We start from the raw sequence: 17303 nt of genomic DNA, 5'->3' as shown, positions 1-17303 counted from the left end.
GACCGCCGGTCGGAGCACGGGGGCTCAGACGGAGGCCGGGTCCTCCTCGACCAGGAGGTTACGGGTGCGGTTCGGGTCCACCTGGATGCCGGGGCCCATGGTGGTGGCGACCGCGGTCTTCTTGATGTACCGGCCCTTGGCCGCGGACGGCTTGGCGCGGAGCACCTCGTCGAGGGCGGCGGCGTAGTTCTCGACCAGCTGCTCGTCGGTGAAGGAGGCCTTACCGATGATGAAGTGCAGGTTCGAGTGCTTGTCGACGCGGAACTCGATCTTGCCGCCCTTGATCTCGTTCACGGCCTTGGCCACGTCCGGGGTCACGGTGCCGGTCTTCGGGTTCGGCATCAGACCACGCGGGCCGAGCACGCGGCCGAGGCGGCCGACCTTGCCCATGAGGTCCGGGGTGGCGACGACGGCGTCGAAGTCGAGGCGGCCCTTGGCGACCTCGTCGATGAGCTCGTCCGAACCGACGATGTCGGCACCCGCAGCACGCGCGGCCTCGGCACGCTCGCCGGTCGCGAAGACCAGGACCCGAGCGGTCTTACCGGTGCCGTGCGGGAGGATCACGGTGCTGCGGACCATCTGGTCGGCCTTGCGCGGGTCGACGCCCAGACGCATGGCCACCTCGACGGTGCTGTCGAACTTGGTGCTCGACGTCTCCTTGGCGAGGCGGATGGCCTCAAGGGGGGCGTAGAGACGGTCGCGGTCAACCTTGGCGGCCGCGGCCACCAGAGCCTTGCTGCGCTTCACTGCTGCTCCTGAATAGATAGCGGAGTCGTGGTGTACGGGCCGCGCCGGCCCTGCCACAGGAATGGCCGGGACGTCGGTCCCGACCGGGACGGGCTGGGTCAGCCCTCGACCGTGATGCCCATCGACCGGGCGGTGCCGGCGATGATCTTCGCCGCCGCGTCCAGGTCGTTGGCGTTCAGGTCGGGGAGCTTCACGGTGGCGATCTCGCGGACCTGGGCGCCGGTGAGCTTGGCGACCTTGGTCTTGTGCGGCTCGGCCGAGCCCTTCTCCACGCCCGCGGCCTTCAGGATGAGGCGCGCGGCCGGCGGCGTCTTCGTGATGAAGGTGAAGGAGCGGTCGTCGTAGACCGTGATCTCCACCGGCACGATCATGCCGCGCTGCGACTCGGTCGCGGCGTTGTAGGCCTTGCAGAACTCCATGATGTTCACGCCGTGCTGGCCCAGCGCGGGGCCGACCGGCGGAGCCGGGTTGGCCGCACCGGCCTTGATCTGGAGCTTGATGAGCCCCGTGATCTTCTTCTTCTTGGGAGGCATGTCTCTCCGGGTCCTTCTGAGAGGGGATTGTCGAAGTGTGCGGCCAGGCGGGGCGACACCCGGACGGCAGCGCACACATCGAACCAGGCTAACGCGGATGCGCCGCTGGACCAAAACGGGTTCGGGGGCGAGGCCCGTGGCCCCGCCCCCGAACCGGTGATCGGTGTCAGTTCTTCTGGATCTGGTCGAACGACAGCTCGACCGGGGTCTCACGACCGAAGATCTCGACCAGGCCCTTGACCTTCTTGGAGTCAGGGTTGATCTCGTTGATGGTCGCCTGCAGGGTCGCGAACGGGCCGTCGGTGACGGTGACCGAGTCGCCGACCTCGAAGTCGAGCACCTGGACCTCGATCGGCCTGCCGGGAACCGGCCGGCCGGCCTCCTTGGCCGCCTGGCGCTCCACGTCGGGGGCGAGCATCTTGACGACCTCGTCCAGGGTCAGCGGGTACGGGTCGTAGGCGTTGCCCACGAAGCCGGTGACACCCGGGGTGTTGCGCACGACGCCCCAGGACTCGGGCGTGAGGTCCATCCGGACCAGGACGTAGCCGGGGAGCTTGTTCTGGCGGATGGTCTTGCGGTCGCCGTTCTTGATCTGGACGACCTCCTCCTGCGGCACCTCGGACTGGAAGATGTAGTCCTCGACGTTCAGGGAGACGGAGCGCTGCTCCAGGTTCTGCTTCACGCGGTTCTCGTAACCCGCGTAGGTGTGGATGACGTACCACTCGCCCGGAGCGGTGCGCAGCTTCTCGCGGAACTCGGCGACCGGGTCGACCTCGACCTCCGGCTCGGCCTCGTCGGCGAGCTCGGTCTCGTCGTCGACGGGCTCGGCCTCGTCGTCGGCGAGCTCGGCCTCGGTCTCGTCCAGGTCCTCGTCGGAGGCGGCGGCCTCGGCCTCGATCTCCTCGGCGTCGGCCTCGTCGGCCTCCACGTGCACCGCGGCGGTCTCGGCCGGCACGTCGGCGGCGGCCTCGTCCTGCGCCTCGACCTCGTCCTCGTCGCTGTCCACGGCGTCCACGATCTGCTCGGCGGACTCGGAGTCGGCGGCACTGTCAGCCAGCGCGGCCTCGTCCAGCTCGGCGGCGACATCCGCCTCGCGGACGGTCTCGTCGGCGTCGTACAGGGGGGACTCAGACACGGTGGCTGCTTCTTTCCTGGAGATGGTGAAGGTGGCGCGCTCCGGGCCGCTCCGGCGCCGCGCTGCTCACGCGGGCGCGCCAGGAAAAACGACTCAGAGACTTCAACAGTACCGAGTCAACGGTAGCGGGCTCGTACGTCCGCCGCCGACAGCTCGACCCGGACCAATGAATCGGCCCGGGTCGAGGTGTTCGTTCAAGCTGCCGCAGCCGGGTCCACCGGCCGGTTTCAGCGCTGTCGGGTCAGTCGTCGGTCAGCCGAAGATCCACAGGCTGAGCTTGGCGAAGCCGAAGTCGAGAGCGGACACCAGGGCCATGATCACGACGACGAAGACCACGACGACCGTGGTGTAGTTGACCAGTTCGTTGCGGCTCGGCCAGACGACCTTGCGCAGTTCCGCGATGATCTGGCGGTAGAACAGCGCGAGCCGGGCGAAGGGGCCCTTCTTGGCACGCTTGCCGGACTTCTTGTCACCGTCACCGCCGGAGCGGTTGGCACGCTTGCGGTCGCGGCGCGAGAGTTCCTTCTCCTCGCCCTCGACATGCGTGGCCCCGTCAGCGCCTTCGGCACCCTCGGGGTTGCCGCTCTCAGGCGTTGCGGTGGAGCCCGTGGTCTCCGTCACTCGTCCTCACCTGAATCCGGGTCCAGCCGAGCGTCGCGCGCGCCTTGAGCACGAGCGATCCGGCGAAAGCAGTGCTGATTGAGGCCCTCTCCGCATCAAGCCCGCTCGCTCGGCAAGAGCGAACGGGCTCGGTACGGATCAAGCAGCAGGGCAAGAGGGACTTGAACCCCCAACCGCCGGTTTTGGAGACCGGTGCTCTACCAATTGAGCTATTGCCCTACGGCACCTCGCGGCGCCTGCAGTGTCCCCCAACCTACCGCATCCCGGGCCGCTGTAGGCACAGGCGGTGGAAGCCGCATTTCGGGGGCCATCGAGCAGTGAGTGTACGTGTTCCGGGGCGATTGGTCGAACCTCTCACCCCGGCGGGGCCGCGCCGTCACCGGACCGGCCCCGGCGGGGCCCGCCCGTGCCGGACCGCGCGGGTACGGATCATCGAAGTCCGATGCCGGTTCGAGCCGGTTCTGCGACCATGCGGGCATGAGCGCTTCCACCCCGCAGAGCGACCGTCCCGCCCGTCCCGCAGACCGCCGGGTGTCCGCCCGGATCGGCGCGATAGCCGAGTCCGCCACCCTCGCGGTCGACGCCAGGGCCAAGGCCCTCAAGTCGGCCGGCCGGCCGGTGATCGGCTTCGGCGCGGGCGAACCGGACTTCCCCACCCCGGACTACATCGTCGAGGCGGCCGTCGAGGCCTGCCGCGACCCCCGCAACCACCGGTACACCCCGGCCGGCGGCCTGCCCGAGCTCAGGGGCGCCATCGCCGCGAAGACGCTGCGCGACTCCGGCTACCGGGTGGACGCCTCGCAGGTGCTGGTGACCAACGGCGGCAAGCAGGCGATCTACGAGGCCTTCGCCGCGATCCTCGACCCGGGGGACGAGGTCGTCGTCCCGGCCCCGTACTGGACCACCTACCCGGAGTCGATCCGGCTGGCCGGCGGCGTCCCGGTCGAGGTGGTGGCCGACGAGACCACCGGCTACAAGGTCTCGGTCGAGCAGCTGGAGGCCGCGCGCACCGAGAACACCAAGGTGCTGCTGTTCGTCTCGCCCTCCAACCCGACCGGCGCGGTGTACACCCGTGACGAGGTCGAGGCGGTCGGCCGCTGGGCCCTGGAGCACGGCCTCTGGGTGCTCACCGACGAGATCTACGAGCACCTGGTCTACGGCGACGCCGAGTTCGTCTCGCTGCCGGCCCTGCTGCCCGAGCTCGCCGACAGGACCATCGTGGTCAACGGCGTCGCCAAGACCTACGCCATGACCGGCTGGCGGGTGGGCTGGGTGATCGGCCCCGAGGACGTCGTCAAGGCCGCGACCAACCTCCAGTCGCACGCCACCTCGAACGTCTCCAACGTGGCCCAGCGCGCCGCCCTCGCGGCCGTCTCCGGCGACCTCTCGGCGGTGCACGAGATGCGTACCGCCTTCGACCGCCGCCGGCAGGCCGTCGTCCGGATGCTCAACGAGATCGACGGCGTGCTCTGCCCCGAGCCCGAGGGCGCGTTCTACGTCTACCCGTCGGTGAAGGGCCTGCTCGGCAAGGAGATCCGCGGGCGCCGGCCGGCCACCTCCGCCGAGCTGGCGGGCCTGATCCTGGACGAGGCCGAGGTCGCGGTCGTCCCCGGCGAGGCCTTCGGCACCCCCGGCTACCTGCGCCTGTCCTACGCCCTGGGCGACGCCGACCTCGCCGAGGGCGTCGGCCGCATCCAGAAGCTGCTCGCCGAGGCCCGCGACTGACCCCATCGCACCACCGTTCGGGGCGCCCCCTCGCACCTTCCGAAACTCACTCGTTGGAAGGATGTAAAGGGGGCGTCTCCCGTCCGGGCCGCGAATACGGCAGTATCGGCAGATGGAACGCCTGCCTGTACCCCGCGACGTGAGGGACCTGCCCAAGGCCCATCTCCACCTGCACTTCACCGGATCGATGCGCCCGGCCACCCTGCTGGAGCTGGCCGAGAAGCACCGGATGCGGCTGCCCGAAGCGCTCAGCTCCGGCGAACCGCCCCGGCTGAGAGCGACCGACGAGCGCGGCTGGTTCCGCTTCCAGCGGCTGTACGACACCGCCCGCTCGGTGCTGCGGGACGAACAGGACATCCGGCGGCTGGTGCTGGAGACCGCCGAGGACGAGCGGCGGGACGGCTCCCGCTGGCTGGAGATCCAGGTCGACCCGACCTCCTACGCCCCCCTGCTCGGCGGCCTGATCCCCGCCCTGGAACTGATCCTGGACGCCGTCCGGCAGGCCTCGGAGGCCACCGGGGTCGGGATCCGGGTCCTGGTCGCGGCCAACCGGATGAAGTCCCCGATGGACGCCCGCACGCTGGCCCGGCTCGCCGTCCGCTACGCGGACCAGGGGGTGGTCGGGTTCGGCCTCTCCAACGACGAGCGGCGCGGTCTCGCGAGGGATTTCGACCGGGCCTTCGCGATCGCCCGTGCCGGCGGGCTGCTGGCCGCCCCGCACGGCGGCGAGCTGGCCGGGCCGGGATCCGTCCGGGACTGCCTGGACGACCTCGGCGCGGGCCGGATCGGCCACGGCGTCCGGGCGGCGGAGGACCCCCGGCTGATGCAGCGCCTCGCGGACCGCGAGGTCACCTGCGAGGTCTGCCCGTCCTCCAACGTCTCGCTCGGCGTCTACGAACGGGCCGAGGACGTCCCCCTGCGGCGGCTCTTCGACGCCGGGGTGCCCCTGGCGCTGGGCGCCGACGACCCGTTGCTCTTCGGCTCGCGGCTGGCCGACCAGTACGACCTGGCCCGGGACGTGATCGGCTTCAACGATGCCGAACTCGCCGAGCTGGCAAGGCAGTCGGTGCGAGGGTCGCGCGCTCCGGAGAGCGTCCGCAAGGAGCTGCTCGCCGACATCGACCTCTGGCTGACGGGCTGACCGGCTCTACAGCCGGACGCCCACCATCACCGGCTCGTTGACCAGCTCGACCCCGAAGGCCGCCCGCACGCCGTCCCGGATCTCGCGGGCCAGCGCCAGCAGGTCCTCGGTGCTGGCGCCGCCGCGGTTGGTGAGGGCCAGCGTGTGCTTGCCGGACAGGGTGGCCGGGCCGCTGCCGTAGCCCTTGCCGAAGCCGGCACGGTCGATCAGCCAGGCGGCGGAGGTCTTGGTGCAGCCGTCCGGCGCGGGGTACGCGGGGGCGTCCTGGGCGGCCGGCCCGAGCCGGAAGTCCGCGTACTGAGCGGCTGTCAGCACCGGGTTGGTGAAGAACGAGCCCGCCGACCAGGTGTCGTGGTCGGCCGCGTCCAGCACCATGCCCTTGCCCGCGCGCAGCGCCAGCACGGTCTCGTACGCGGTGCGCAGGTCCACCCGCCCGCCCGCCTCGACACCCAGCGCCCGGGCCACCTCCGCGTACCTGACCGGGGTGGAGAGCCCGCCGCCGTCCTCCAGCGCGAAGCGCACCCGCAGCACGACGTAGCGCTCCGGGTCGGCCTTGAAGCGACTGTGGCGGTAGGAGAACTCGCAGGCCGCGGTGGAGAGGGTGATCGTCTCGCCGGCCCGGCGGTCGTAGGCGACCACCTCGGTGATGCTGCTCGCGACCTCCTGGCCGTACGCGCCGACGTTCTGCACCGGCGTGGCGCCGGCCGACCCGGGAATGCCGGCCAGGAACTCGATCCCGGCCAGGCCCTTGTCCACCGTCCGCGCCACCGCCTCGGCCCACACCTCGCCGGCGGCCAGCTCCAGCACGCCGGCGTCCAGCGCGAAACCACTGGTGGCGATCCGCAGCACGGTGCCGTCGAAGCCGGCGTCCCCGATCACCAGGTTGCTGCCGCCGCCGATCACCAGCAGCGGTTCGCCCGCCGCGTCGGCCTCCCGCACGGCGGCGACGACCTCGGCGTCGGTGGTCGCGGTGACCAGTCGGCGGGCGGGGCCGCCGAGCCGGAGAGTGGTCAGCGGGGCGAGGGGGGCGTCGTGTTGTACCAGCACGCCCCCAGCGTACGGGGGCGGGGCGGCCTGCGGCCCCGGCGGCGTGCGCGGCCGGGCGACCCACCCGGGGACTGTGCCGCGGATCACGGCCCGGCCGGACCCGGAGGTGGCCCACGGGCAGGCCGGCCGGGGGCCCGTCCGACATCCGGCCCGCGCCCGCGACGCCGTGGGGCCCGGGGCGCTCTCGCCCCGGGCCCCACCACGACGCGCTCCGGTACGCCGTCAGGCCAGCCGGACGACCGCGCGGGACATGCCCAGCACCTTCTGGCCGCCGCAGGTCGCCACCAGGTCGACCCGGACCCTGCGGTCCTCCAGCAGGGCCGCGACCTTGCCGGTGACGTCGATCACAGCGCCCGCGCCGTCGTCGGGGACCGGCACGGGCCGGGTGAAGCGCACGCCGTACTCGACCACCGCGCCCGGGTCGCCGATCCAGTCGGTGACCACCCGGATCGCCTCGGCCATGGTGAACATGCCGTGCGCGATCACGTCCGGCAGACCGACGCCGACGGCGAACCTCTCGTTCCAGTGGATCGGGTTGAAGTCACCGGAGGCGCCCGCGTACTGCACCAGCGTGGCGCGGGTCACCGGGAAGGAGCGGCTCGGCAGCTCGGTGCCGACCTCCACCTCGTCAAAACTGATCGCCATCGTGCTACTCCCCTGCCTCGTCGGCGGCCCGGGCCACCAGGGTCATCAGTGAGGTGACCACGTGCTCACCAGTGCCGTCGGACACCTCGCCCCGGACCGTCAGCACGTCGTTTCCGGCCAGCGACTTGATGGCGTCGATGCTGATCACGACCGAGAGCGTGTCCCCGGCCCGCACCGGGCGGGTGTAGACGAACTTCTGGTCGCCGTGGACCACCCGGGTGAAGTCCAGCCCGAGCTCCGGGTCCTCGACCACCTGGGCGGCCGCCCGGTAGGTGATCAGGAACGGGAAGGTCGGCGGGGCGATCACGTCCGGGTGACCGAACGCCTTGGCGGCCTCCGGGTCGCGGTAGGCCGGGTTGTCGTCGCCGACGGCTGCGGCGAACTCACGGATCTTCTCGCGGCCGACCTCGTACGGCTCGGTGGGCGGGTACGTCCGCCCGATGAAGGCGGGGTCGAGCGGCATGGGCCAACTCCTCCGGTGTCCGGTGGTACGGATTGATGCGTCTGGAACGGAAAAGACTCCGGGCCGCACCCCCCGTGAGGGGTACGGCCCGGAGTCGGAGACCTGTGTCACGCAGGCCCGGCGACACCTTTACGGGGTCAGCGGGTCTCGCGGTGCGCGGTGTGCGAGTTGCAGCGGGGGCAGTGCTTCTTCATCTCAAGACGGTCCGGGTCGTTACGCCGGTTCTTCTTGGTGATGTAGTTCCGCTCCTTGCACTCCACGCAGGCCAGCGTGATCTTCGGGCGGACATCGGTGGCAGCCACGGGAGTGCCTTCCTTGAACAATGGGTGAGAACACAACAAGAGTAGCCGACCGGGAGTTCGATCTCCCGACCGACTACGCGGGGTAGCGGTGACCGGACTTGAACCGGTGACACAGCGATTATGAGCCGCTTGCTCTACCAACTGAGCTACACCGCCACAGTGACCTTCATGACAGCCGGAGCTGACAATCGTTCACCAGAGCCCCCATGCGGAATCGAACCGCAGACCTTCTCCTTACCATGGAGACGCTCTACCGACTGAGCTATAGGGGCGAACGAGGAAGAGATTACACGTTTCGCGGCCAGAGGTGAAATCCGTATCCGGCCCGGAAGATCGCAGGTCGGCGGCTCGCACGCGGGCTCGATCGACGCCCTGGCATTCGAGTCGCCTGCGATGCGTCCGGCCCGACCCGAAACGGACCGCGCCCGCCTCCCTGCGCCCCGCACCACGGCGTCCTAGGCTCGACCTCCGAGCGATCCTGCCTGTCACCGAGCTCTCCCCACCCGTCGGCGGGCGGCGGGTGGACGCGGGAAGGAGTCTGCCGATGACCACGGACGGCGCACCCGCCGACGGGCCGCACCAGGGCCCCGGCCCGGCCGCCAACCCACTCGGGCACGGTCCCGTCCTGCTGCTCGCCGGCGCCCGGCTCGCCGACGGACGGATCGTCGACGTCCGGATCAGCGGCGACCGGATCCAGGCCGTCGCGGCGGCGGGCGGCCTCGGCCCCCTGCCCGCCCTTCCCGGCGGCCCCACCGCCACCACCGGCGCCCGGATCGATCTGACCGGCTACCTGCTCCTGCCCGCCCCCGCCGAGGCACACGCCCACTACGACCTCGCCTTCTCCGCCGCGCCGGCGCCCCCGCCGCCGGGTGCCCCCGCGCTGCCCGCCACGACGCCGCAGAGCGCCGCCGAGCTGACCAGACGGGTCACCGAGGCCGCTCTCACCTCACTCGGCTACGGCGCCACCGCTCAGCGCACCCACGTCCGGATCGGCGGAGCGGGCGGGCTGGGCCGGCTGGAGGCCGTCCTCACCGCCCGGCAGGCCCTGCGCGGACTCGCCGAACTCCAGACCGTGGCCGTGCCGCGGCTGCTCACCGGACTCGCCGGCGCGGACGGGCGGGCCCGGCTGCGCGAGGCGCTCAAGCTCGGCGCCACCGCCGCGGGCGGCTGCCCGGAGCTCGACCCGGACCCGGCCGGCTACGTCCAGGTGCTGGTGGAGGCCGCCGGCGAGGCGGACTGCCCCGTCGACCTGCACACCCAGGGCGGCGACCCGGTCGCCCTGGGCCGGCTGGCGGCCGCCCTCGCCCCCCTGCGCCCGCGCGTCACCCTCGGCCCGTGCAGTGCGCTCGGGGCGCCCGGCCCGGCGCTGCTGGCGGATGCCGGGATCCGGGTGGTCTGCCTGCCGCAGAACGGCTGCTGCACCGGGATCGAAGGCCGCCCCACCGGACTGCGGCCTTCGCTGGTGGCGGAGTTGGCGAAGGCCGGGATCGCGCCGGCGGCCGGCAGCGGCTCGCTGCGCGACGCCGCCAACCCCGCCGGGCGGGCCGATCCCCTGGAGGCCGCCTACCTGCTGGCCGCCGGGGGCGCGCTGGACCTCGAAGCGGCGTACGACGCCGTCGCCAACCAGGCCCGAGCCGTGCTCGGCCTGCCGCCCGTACGGATCGACGCCGGGTTCCCCGCCGAGCTGCTCGCCGTCCGCGGTGACAGCCTGGCCGGCGCGCTGGCGGGCGGCCACAGCCGTCTGGTCGTCCACAGCGGACGGGTCGTCAGCCGCACCAGTGCGGTGCGGGAGTTCGCCGACACCGTCGCCCTCGCCCTGCCCCGCCAGGGCGCCTCCGGCTGAGCCGGCGCCCCGGCGGCCGACCCGCCGAGGCGGCGAGCGGGCCGTGGTGAATCCGGGCACGTGTCATCAGCGCCCCACGGCACGACCTCCGAACGGAGCGAGCGGCCTCACGAACGTCGGACGTTCTCCGGCGCCGGCAGCTTCTCGTGCTCGGACCGGGCCGTCGGCTCGCCGCGTCGCACGGCGCCCGGGGCGCGTCGGGCCGGGTGGTCCGCGCGGCTGGAGGAGGACAGCTGCCAGGGCACGCTGATCACCATGACGCCCGGGGTGAACAGCAACCGGCTCTTCAGCCACAGCGCGGACTGGTTGTGCAGCACGTGCTCCCACCAGTGCCCGACCACGTACTCGGGGATGAACACCGCCACCGCGTCGCGCGGATTCGTCCGGCGGTACTCGCGCACGTACCCCACCACGGGCTTGGCGATCTCCCGGTAGGGCGAGTCCAGCACCTTGAGCGGCACCTGGACGCCGAGCGACTCCCACTGCCGCTCCAGCTCCTCGGTGGCCTCCTTCTCGACCTCGACGGTCAGCGCCTCCAGTGAGTCCGGCCGGAACGCCTGGGCGTAGCCCAGGGCCCGCAGCGTCGGTTTGTGGACCTTGGAGACCAGCACGACGCCGTGCACCCTGGAGGGCCGTACCGACTCGGCGTGCGGGTCGTCCACCGCCAACTCCTCGGCCACCCCGTCGTAGTGCCGCCGGATGCCGCGCATCATCGCGAACAGCACGATCGCCGCCAGCACCGCCAGCCAGGCGCCCTGGGTGAACTTGGTGAGCAGCACGATCACCAGTACCAGGGCGGTGGTCACCGCGCCGAAGCCGTTGATCACGCGGGAGCGGTGGGCCGCGTGCCGTACCGAGGCGTCGGTCTCGTTCGCCAGCAGGCCGTTCCAGTGCTTGACCATGCCGATCTGGGAGAGCGTGAAGGAGGTGAAGACGCCCAGGATGTAGAGGTGGATCAGGCTGGTGACGTTCGCGCCGTAGAGCCAGAGCAGGCCGCCCGCGACCACGGCCAGCGCGATGATGCCGTTGGAGTACGCGAGCCGGTCGCCGCGGGTGTGCAGCTGCCGGGGCAGGTAGCGGTGCTCGGCCAGGATCGAGGCGAGCAGCGGGAACCCGTTGAACGCGGTGTTCGCCGCCAGGATCAGCACCAGCGCGGTGACCGTCTGGATGTAGTAGAAGAGGACGCTGTGGTCCCCGCCGAAGATGGCGGCGGCCAGTTGGGCGATCACGGTCTGCTGCGGCGCGGTGTGGCAGTCCCCGGGGAAGCCGGTCAGCCGGCAGGCGTCGTCGGTGATGTGGATCTTCGTGATCAGCGCCAGTGCGGTGATGCCGACGAACATCACCACGGCGGTCAGGCCCATCACGGCCATCGTGGTGGCGGCGTTCCTCGACTTGGGCCGGCGGAAGGCCGGCACGCCGTTGGAGATCGCCTCGACACCCGTCAGCGCCGTGCAGCCGGAGGCGAAGGCCCGCAGGCCGAGCAGCAGCAGCCCCAGGCCCGCCAGCGTGTCCTTGCCGTCCACCGGGACGATGCCGTACGCCGCGCTGGAGGCGACCGGGGTGTGGCCGAAGGCGGTCCGCACCAGCCCGGTGGCCACCATCAGCACGATGCCCGCGATGAACAGGTAGGTGGGCGCGGCGAAGGCGTTGCCGGACTCCCGTACGCCGCGCAGGTTGACGGCGGCGAGCAGGGCGACGAAGCCGACCGCCATGAGCACCCGGTGGTCGGCGAGGCCGGGCAGCGCCGAGATGATGTTGTCGACGCCGGAGGCCACCGACACCGCGACCGTCATGACGTAGTCGACCAGCAGCGACGCGGCCACCACCAGACCCGACCGCGCACCGAGGTTCGTCGACACCACCTCGTACGAACCGCCGCCGCTCGGGTAGGCGTGCACCACCTGGCGGTACGACATCACCACCACCGCCATCAACGCGACCACACCCGCCGCCACCCACGGCGTCAGGTACAGGAACGCCGTACCACCGACGGTGAGCACCAACAGGATCTCCTGAGTGGCATACGCCACCGAGGACAGCGGATCGGACGCGAAGATCGGCAAAGCCAGCCGCTTCGGAAGCAGGGTCTCCCCCAACTCCTCGCTGCGCATGGCCCTGCCGATCACGAGACGCTTCAGGGCCTGGGGCACGTTGAACACACTCGCGAGCGTATGCGGGCCACGCCCTGGACGAACCTGCCGGCGCGGCGCTCCACCGGCCGCTCCCGGCTCTCGGCCGGTCAATGTTTCCGCAGCTCATCGCCGTGATGGAGATCCGGCGCCGACCCTCCGACAGGCTCGGCGAGCCCGCTCACGCCACGTCCGGAGGGACGCCGCCAATCAGTCGGCCGGGCTAATCCGCGTCCATCGGAGCAGCGCCGGGGCCGGGGCGGCGGGGGCGGGGCGGCGGCGCCGGGCGGGACGGGGACGCGGCACCGGCCCCGGCCCCGGCCCCGGAGGGCACGGCGCGGGCGAGCACGGCGTGGGCGGGCAACGGCGTGGGCGAGCACGGCGTGGGCGGGTAGGGGGTGGGCGGGCCGGACGTCCCGGCGGGCGCCGGTTGGGAAGACGATCAGCTCGTACGGAGGGACCCGATCCACGCCAGGGCGCATCCGGGACGATCTCGGCGGGGAGGCTGACAGGCCCGACCCACCCCGCGGAACACTCTGCTGCCATAGCGATGCAATTGCAACTTGTACGCAATAGTGTGGTCCGAACACGCCGGACAGTCCATCACCGCACGGACCAGGAGCCCCGATCCATGGGTCAGTACACCCTCCCCGACCTCGCCTACGACTACTCCGCCCTTGAGCGGGCGATGACCGGCGAGATCCTCGAACTGCACCACTCCAAGCACCACGCCGCGTACGTCAAGGGCGCGAACGACACCCTTGAGCAGCTTGCCGAGGCCCGCGAGAAGGAGCAGTTCGGCGGCCTGGTCGGCCTTCAGAAGACGCTGGCCTTCCACCTCTCCGGCCACGTACTGCACTCGCTCTTCTGGGAGAACCTCTCCCCCGACGGCGGCGACCGCCCCGACGGCGCCCTCGCCGACGCCATCGACGAGCACCTCGGCGGCTTCGAGTCCTTCAGGAAGCAGCTCACCACCGCCACCGTCGGCGTCCAGGGCTCCGGCTGGGGCATCCTCTCCTGGGAGCCGCTCGGCAGGCGCCTGATCGTCGAGCAGGTCTACGACCACCACGGCAACGTGGGCCAGGGCACCACCCCGCTGCTCGCCTTCGACGCCTGGGAGCACGCGTACTACCTGCAGTACAGGAACGTCCGCCCCGACTACGTCACCAAGCTCTGGGACGTCGTCAACTGGAACGACGTGGCGGCCCGCCTGGCCGCCGCCCGCACCGCCTGACCGCCGCCGGGGCGCCCGGCTCCGCCCCGTACCGCCCGGCCCCGCCGCCCACCCGGGGCGGGGCCGGAGCGAAGCCCGGCGAACGGGCGGGAGAACCAGCCGCGAGCGGCCCGCCGACAGAGCTGCGCCCGGGCACACGAAAGCGGCCCCCGACCCAGCGTTTCCGCAGGTCAGGGGCCGTTCGTTATCCGGTGGCTGGTGTAGGGTTCGAACCTACGTAGGCTATGCCGGCAGATTTACAGTCTGCTCCCTTTGGCCGCTCGGGCAACCAGCCAGGGATGGTGTCTTCAGAGGTGTTTGCCTCGTTCGACTCCGTAAACGATACCCGATACCCGGGGGTGCTCCGCCACTCCATTGGTCACGTGATGATCAAGGCGTCCGCCCGGCTGTCGGGGGCGGCGACGCGGCCGCGCTGGATAGGCTTGGGCGCGGCCTGCCCCTGGGCGGACCGCTGCCAGTGAAGCCAGAGCATCAAGGAGACCAAGACACCATGGCCGACTCCAGTTTCGACATCGTCTCGAAGGTCGAGTGGCAGGAGGTCGACAACGCGATCAACCAGACCTCCCGTGAGATCGCCACCCGCTTCGACTTCAAGAACGTCGGCGGCGAGGTCAAGCGGTCGGGCGAGAAGATCGAGATGAAGGCCAACGGCGAGGAGCGCGTCAAGGCGATCCTGGACCTGCTGAAGGACAAGTTCATCAAGCGCGGCCTGTCGCTGAAGGCCCTGGACGCCGCCGACCCGCAGCTGTCCGGCAAGGAGTACAAGATCTTCGCGGACGTGAAGGAGGGCATCTCCCAGGACGATGCCAAGAAGGTCGCGAAGATCATCCGGGACGAGGGCCCCAAGGGCGTCAAGGCCCAGGTCCAGGGCGACGAGCTGCGGGTCAGCTCCAAGAGCCGTGACGACCTGCAGACCATCCAGGCCCTGCTCAAGGGCAAGGACCTGGAATTCGCGATCCAGTTCGTGAACTACCGCTGACGCATCGACGCATTTCCCCGAGCGGCACGACGCGGCACGACGCGGCACGATCCGGCGCCGCGGCACGACGCGGCACGATCCGGCGCCGCGGCACGACGCGGCACGATCCGGCGCCGCGGCACCGGCGGGCAGCACGGCGCGGTCCCGGCTCCGAGGCGTCTCGGAGCCGGGACCGCGCCGTCGTCACGGGGGCTCGTCACCCCGGGGGCCCCACCTCGCCGTGCCGCGGGGCCGGCCGATCGGGAGGGCACGGCCGGGTCGGCGGACGGCGACCCGCGCCTGAGCCGGCTCACCGCTCGGGTTCCTCGACCTGGCACCGTCGAAGCGGCACGGGCTCGGTGGCGTTGACGCTCCGTCGGACGCCGACACGAGCCGCCCCGGCGCACCCGGGCGGCCCGTGCGCTCAGACGCCCGCGCCCGCCGCCGGCTCCGCGTCCGCCCGGCCGAGGGGCTGCCGGCCGTACAGCAGGTTGAGCATCGTGACCTCGACCGCGTCGGGCGAGAGGCTGTTGCCCTCGGCCGCCAGTTCGTCGATCAGCGCGCCCACGTCCTTCTTCAGGCGGGCGAGTCGCTCCGGTTCCAGCCGCAAGGCGAAGTGCGAGAACAGCGAGGGCAGCGCGTCCGAGCCGTCGCCGGACGCGCCGAAGTCGATCCGGCCGTCGAGGAATCCGGCCCGGAACTCACCGCGCACCAGGTCGACCGCCGCCAGGACGGTGTCGAGTGCGTCGGCTCGCGCGCCGGAGTCGACGGCGAAGAGCTCGCGCGACAACCGCAGGGAGTCCTGGGCCGCCGTGTAGCGGCTCTCCACGATGCCGGACACCAGGCGGGTGCCGGCAACGGTGATCAGACCGGCCTGCTCCAGCTGCTTGATGTGCCGGTAGAGCTTGGTCTGCGGCTCGTCCAGGGCGGCGGCGAGCTCCTTCACCGTCTGCGGCTCACCCGTGCGCCCCATCAACACGCCCATGACGGCCAGCCGGATCGGATCCGCGAGCGCTTTCAGCGTCGCGACGTCGTCCACCTGGCGTTCTCCGGTTTTCTCGACCACGGGCCAACTCTCGCAGCCCGTCCACCCTTGCGCAACCAATCACCTTCCAGTCATCATTCACTCAATCGTGAATGGTTTTGCGCATGCAAACGCGAACACCGGGGGTTGGGGATGGCCATGACCAGAAGCTCGTCGACGACGGGATCACTGCCGACGGCGGACGAGCTGGCGGTGCCGCTGCGCCGCAACCTCCGGTTCCAGCTGCTCTGGGGCGGGGCGGCCGCCTCGACGCTCGGGATGCAGGTCTCGGACACGGCCTTCCCCTTGCTGCTGCTCGCGATGACCGGCTCCTCCACCCTCGCGGGCGCGTTCGGCGCAGCGCAGTTGGGCGCGTCCGTCCTGTTCGGGCTGCACGCGGGCGTCGTCGCGGACCGCCACGACCGGCGGCGGATCCTGATCGCCGCGGACACCGTCCGGCTGCTGGCCGCGCTGAGCGTCCCGCTCGCGATGGCGCTCGGCCGGCTCACCGTCGCGCACACCCTGCTGGTCGCCGTGGTGATCGGCGCGAGCGTCGCGTACGCCGGGCCGGTGCGGCTGCTCGCCGTGCGGTCGGTGGTGGCACCCGCCCAGCTGCGGCAGGCCCTCGCGCAGGACGAGGCGCGGATGAGCGGTGCGGCGCTGGCCGGGCCCCCGCTCGCCGGTCTGCTGCTGGGGGCCGGCCGCTGCGTGCCGTTCCTCGGCGCCGCGCTGACCTCGTTGCTGTCCCTGACCGCCGCCTGCCTGGTGCGCTTCCCACGCCACGCCGAGACCGGGGCGGGGGCGGCCGCGGCGCCGTCCGACCCGCGCCGGGGCGGCGGGGCCCTGGCCGGCTTCCGCCACCTGCTCGGCGACCGGACGCTGCGTGCCACGCTGCTGGTCGTCCTCGGTGTCAACCTGGCCGGCTCCGCCTCGGTGCTCCCGGTGATGGTGTTGCTGCGCGGAGAGGGGACCTCCAGCGGCGGCATCGGCCTGGCGCTGGCCGGCGAGGCCGTCGGTGCGATGGCCGGCGCGCTGCTGGTCTCCCGCCTGCACCGGCTGACCGGCCCGGGCCGGCTGCTGCTCGCCGTGGCCTGGTCCGCCGTACCGCTCTTCGTCGCCCCGCTGCTGCCGGGCGGAGCGGTGACCGTCTTCGCCTCCCTGCTGATGATGGGTCTGGGGGTGCCGGCCCTGCGGGTGATGATCGACATCCTGATCTTCCAGCAGGTCGCCGAGGAGCTGCGCGGGCGGGTCATCGCCGCGACGATGACCCTGTTCACCGCGGGCGTCCCGGCCGGCCTGCTCGGCAGCGGCATCCTGCTCGACCACGTCGCACCGGGCACCGCGCTGACGGTGCTCGCCGCCCTGCTCGCCCTCTGGCTGCTCCCCGCCACCCTCGACCGGCGGCTGCGCGGCGCCCGCTGGCCCTCCTGACCCCGGACGGCCGCTCGCGCCGGGCCTGACAGCCGATCACCCGTGCGGGCGTACGCCGCATGCGGCGCACCCGCCCAACGGATGAACTGGGCCGGTGCGGTCCGCGCGGGCCGTCACCGAGGAGGCCCGATGAGTTCGACAGACGTGCCGTCGGACGCCGGCGGCCAGGCCACGGCGAGACGCACCGGTACGGTGGCCGCGAAGGTCGCGCGCGCGCCGAGGATGTCCTCGCTGACGCCGGCCCTGATGACGACCAGCTCGGTGGCCGGCCTCCGGTCGGCCCCGACGATGGCGGTCTACGGACTGGCCTGCGTCTTCCTCCACG

The 17303-nt window shown here is 71.9% G+C and carries 16 protein-coding genes and 4 tRNA genes; 6 read left to right on the top strand and 14 right to left on the bottom strand.

All coding sequences use genetic code 11. The features are described 5' to 3' along the window. Positions 1-24 precede the first annotated feature (24 nt). From rplA to OG823_RS20235, 5 genes are all read right to left on the bottom strand, one after another. Entirely contained in the window at positions 25-747 is a 723-nt protein-coding gene (rplA, locus tag OG823_RS20255) for a 50S ribosomal protein L1 (protein ID WP_371481005.1), read from the bottom strand. A gap of 98 nt (positions 748-845) precedes the next feature. Further along, positions 846-1280, bottom strand: a complete 435-nt coding sequence (rplK, locus tag OG823_RS20250) for a 50S ribosomal protein L11 (protein ID WP_371481004.1) — start codon at positions 1278-1280, stop codon at positions 846-848. A gap of 166 nt (positions 1281-1446) precedes the next feature. Then, positions 1447-2415 (bottom strand): transcription termination/antitermination protein NusG, encoded by a 969-nt coding sequence (gene nusG, locus OG823_RS20245; RefSeq protein ID WP_371481003.1) that lies wholly within the window; start codon positions 2413-2415, stop codon positions 1447-1449. 252 nt (positions 2416-2667) lie between these two features. Next, on the bottom strand, positions 2668-3036 hold the full coding sequence (gene secE, locus OG823_RS20240; RefSeq protein ID WP_371481002.1) for a preprotein translocase subunit SecE: 369 nt from the start codon (positions 3034-3036) through the stop codon (positions 2668-2670). A gap of 146 nt (positions 3037-3182) precedes the next feature. Then, positions 3183-3255 (bottom strand) — tRNA-Trp (locus OG823_RS20235). Between the two features lie 258 nt (positions 3256-3513). Between OG823_RS20235 and OG823_RS20230 the strand changes: the two genes are divergently transcribed. Next, positions 3514-4761: a pyridoxal phosphate-dependent aminotransferase gene (locus tag OG823_RS20230; protein WP_371481001.1), complete on the top strand. Its 1248-nt coding sequence runs from the start codon at positions 3514-3516 to the stop codon at positions 4759-4761. Between the two features lie 112 nt (positions 4762-4873). Beyond that, positions 4874-5902 (top strand): adenosine deaminase, encoded by a 1029-nt coding sequence (locus OG823_RS20225; RefSeq protein ID WP_371481000.1) that lies wholly within the window; start codon positions 4874-4876, stop codon positions 5900-5902. 6 nt (positions 5903-5908) lie between these two features. On the opposite strand, the gene OG823_RS20220 is transcribed toward OG823_RS20225, so the two are convergent. The 6 genes from OG823_RS20220 to OG823_RS20195 form a co-directional block, all read right to left on the bottom strand. After that, on the bottom strand, positions 5909-6949 hold the full coding sequence (locus OG823_RS20220) for a UDP-N-acetylmuramate dehydrogenase (protein WP_371480999.1): 1041 nt from the start codon (positions 6947-6949) through the stop codon (positions 5909-5911). 222 nt (positions 6950-7171) lie between these two features. Continuing rightward, positions 7172-7594, bottom strand: coding sequence for a MaoC family dehydratase (locus OG823_RS20215; RefSeq protein WP_371480998.1), 423 nt, complete (start codon positions 7592-7594; stop codon positions 7172-7174). A 4-nt stretch (positions 7595-7598) separates the two neighbouring features. Continuing rightward, a complete protein-coding gene (locus OG823_RS20210; protein WP_371480997.1) occupies positions 7599-8057 on the bottom strand; it encodes a MaoC family dehydratase N-terminal domain-containing protein in 459 nt (152 codons plus the stop codon). 137 nt (positions 8058-8194) lie between these two features. Next, entirely contained in the window at positions 8195-8359 is a 165-nt protein-coding gene (gene rpmG / locus OG823_RS20205; RefSeq protein WP_006604855.1) for a 50S ribosomal protein L33, read from the bottom strand. 83 nt (positions 8360-8442) lie between these two features. Beyond that, positions 8443-8515, bottom strand: a tRNA-Met gene (locus OG823_RS20200). Between the two features lie 43 nt (positions 8516-8558). Continuing rightward, positions 8559-8631, bottom strand: a tRNA-Thr gene (locus tag OG823_RS20195). Positions 8632-8903: 272 nt separating this feature from the next. Here OG823_RS20195 and OG823_RS20190 point away from each other — a divergent pair. Then, a complete protein-coding gene (locus OG823_RS20190; RefSeq protein ID WP_371480996.1) occupies positions 8904-10202 on the top strand; it encodes a hydrolase in 1299 nt (432 codons plus the stop codon). Between the two features lie 107 nt (positions 10203-10309). Here OG823_RS20190 and OG823_RS20185 read toward each other — a convergent pair whose 3' ends face one another. Continuing rightward, entirely contained in the window at positions 10310-12313 is a 2004-nt protein-coding gene (locus OG823_RS20185; RefSeq protein WP_371484561.1) for an APC family permease, read from the bottom strand. A gap of 649 nt (positions 12314-12962) precedes the next feature. On the opposite strand from OG823_RS20185, the gene OG823_RS20180 reads away from it, so the two are divergent. Further along, a complete protein-coding gene (locus tag OG823_RS20180) occupies positions 12963-13565 on the top strand; it encodes a superoxide dismutase (RefSeq protein ID WP_371480995.1) in 603 nt (200 codons plus the stop codon). 192 nt (positions 13566-13757) lie between these two features. Here OG823_RS20180 and OG823_RS20175 read toward each other — a convergent pair. Beyond that, positions 13758-13839 (bottom strand) — tRNA-Tyr (locus tag OG823_RS20175). A 216-nt stretch (positions 13840-14055) separates the two neighbouring features. Here OG823_RS20175 and OG823_RS20170 point away from each other — a divergent pair. Continuing rightward, positions 14056-14544, top strand: coding sequence for a YajQ family cyclic di-GMP-binding protein (locus OG823_RS20170; protein ID WP_371480994.1), 489 nt, complete (start codon positions 14056-14058; stop codon positions 14542-14544). A gap of 403 nt (positions 14545-14947) precedes the next feature. On the opposite strand, the gene OG823_RS20165 is transcribed toward OG823_RS20170, so the two are convergent. Beyond that, positions 14948-15589 carry an ArsR/SmtB family transcription factor gene (locus OG823_RS20165; RefSeq protein ID WP_371480993.1) on the bottom strand — a complete coding sequence of 214 codons (642 nt, stop codon included), beginning with the start codon at positions 15587-15589 and terminating at the stop codon, positions 14948-14950. A gap of 117 nt (positions 15590-15706) precedes the next feature. Here OG823_RS20165 and OG823_RS20160 point away from each other — a divergent pair, with 117 nt between their 5' ends. After that, positions 15707-16978 carry an MFS transporter gene (locus OG823_RS20160; RefSeq protein ID WP_371480992.1) on the top strand — a complete coding sequence of 424 codons (1272 nt, stop codon included), beginning with the start codon at positions 15707-15709 and terminating at the stop codon, positions 16976-16978. The last annotated feature ends 325 nt before the right edge of the window (positions 16979-17303 follow it).

The sequence above is a fragment of the Kitasatospora sp. NBC_00315 genome, from assembly GCF_041435095.1.
Classification (GTDB): domain Bacteria; phylum Actinomycetota; class Actinomycetes; order Streptomycetales; family Streptomycetaceae; genus Kitasatospora.
This window is presented reverse-complemented; position numbering and strand designations above follow the sequence as displayed.

What these genes read in the sequence shown, in the direction of transcription:
- rplK (WP_371481004.1), bottom strand. Translation starts at nt 1,280, where the DNA reads ATGCCTCCCAAGAAGAAGAAGATCACGGGGCTCATCAAGCTCCAGATC.
- OG823_RS20230 (WP_371481001.1), top strand. Translation starts at nt 3,514, where the DNA reads ATGAGCGCTTCCACCCCGCAGAGCGACCGTCCCGCCCGTCCCGCAGAC.
- OG823_RS20225 (WP_371481000.1), top strand. Translation starts at nt 4,874, where the DNA reads ATGGAACGCCTGCCTGTACCCCGCGACGTGAGGGACCTGCCCAAGGCC.
- OG823_RS20215 (WP_371480998.1), bottom strand. Translation starts at nt 7,594, where the DNA reads ATGGCGATCAGTTTTGACGAGGTGGAGGTCGGCACCGAGCTGCCGAGC.
- OG823_RS20210 (WP_371480997.1), bottom strand. Translation starts at nt 8,057, where the DNA reads ATGCCGCTCGACCCCGCCTTCATCGGGCGGACGTACCCGCCCACCGAG.
- OG823_RS20190 (WP_371480996.1), top strand. Translation starts at nt 8,904, where the DNA reads ATGACCACGGACGGCGCACCCGCCGACGGGCCGCACCAGGGCCCCGGC.
- OG823_RS20185 (WP_371484561.1), bottom strand. Translation starts at nt 12,313, where the DNA reads ATGCGCAGCGAGGAGTTGGGGGAGACCCTGCTTCCGAAGCGGCTGGCT.
- OG823_RS20180 (WP_371480995.1), top strand. Translation starts at nt 12,963, where the DNA reads ATGGGTCAGTACACCCTCCCCGACCTCGCCTACGACTACTCCGCCCTT.
- OG823_RS20170 (WP_371480994.1), top strand. Translation starts at nt 14,056, where the DNA reads ATGGCCGACTCCAGTTTCGACATCGTCTCGAAGGTCGAGTGGCAGGAG.
- OG823_RS20160 (WP_371480992.1), top strand. Translation starts at nt 15,707, where the DNA reads ATGACCAGAAGCTCGTCGACGACGGGATCACTGCCGACGGCGGACGAG.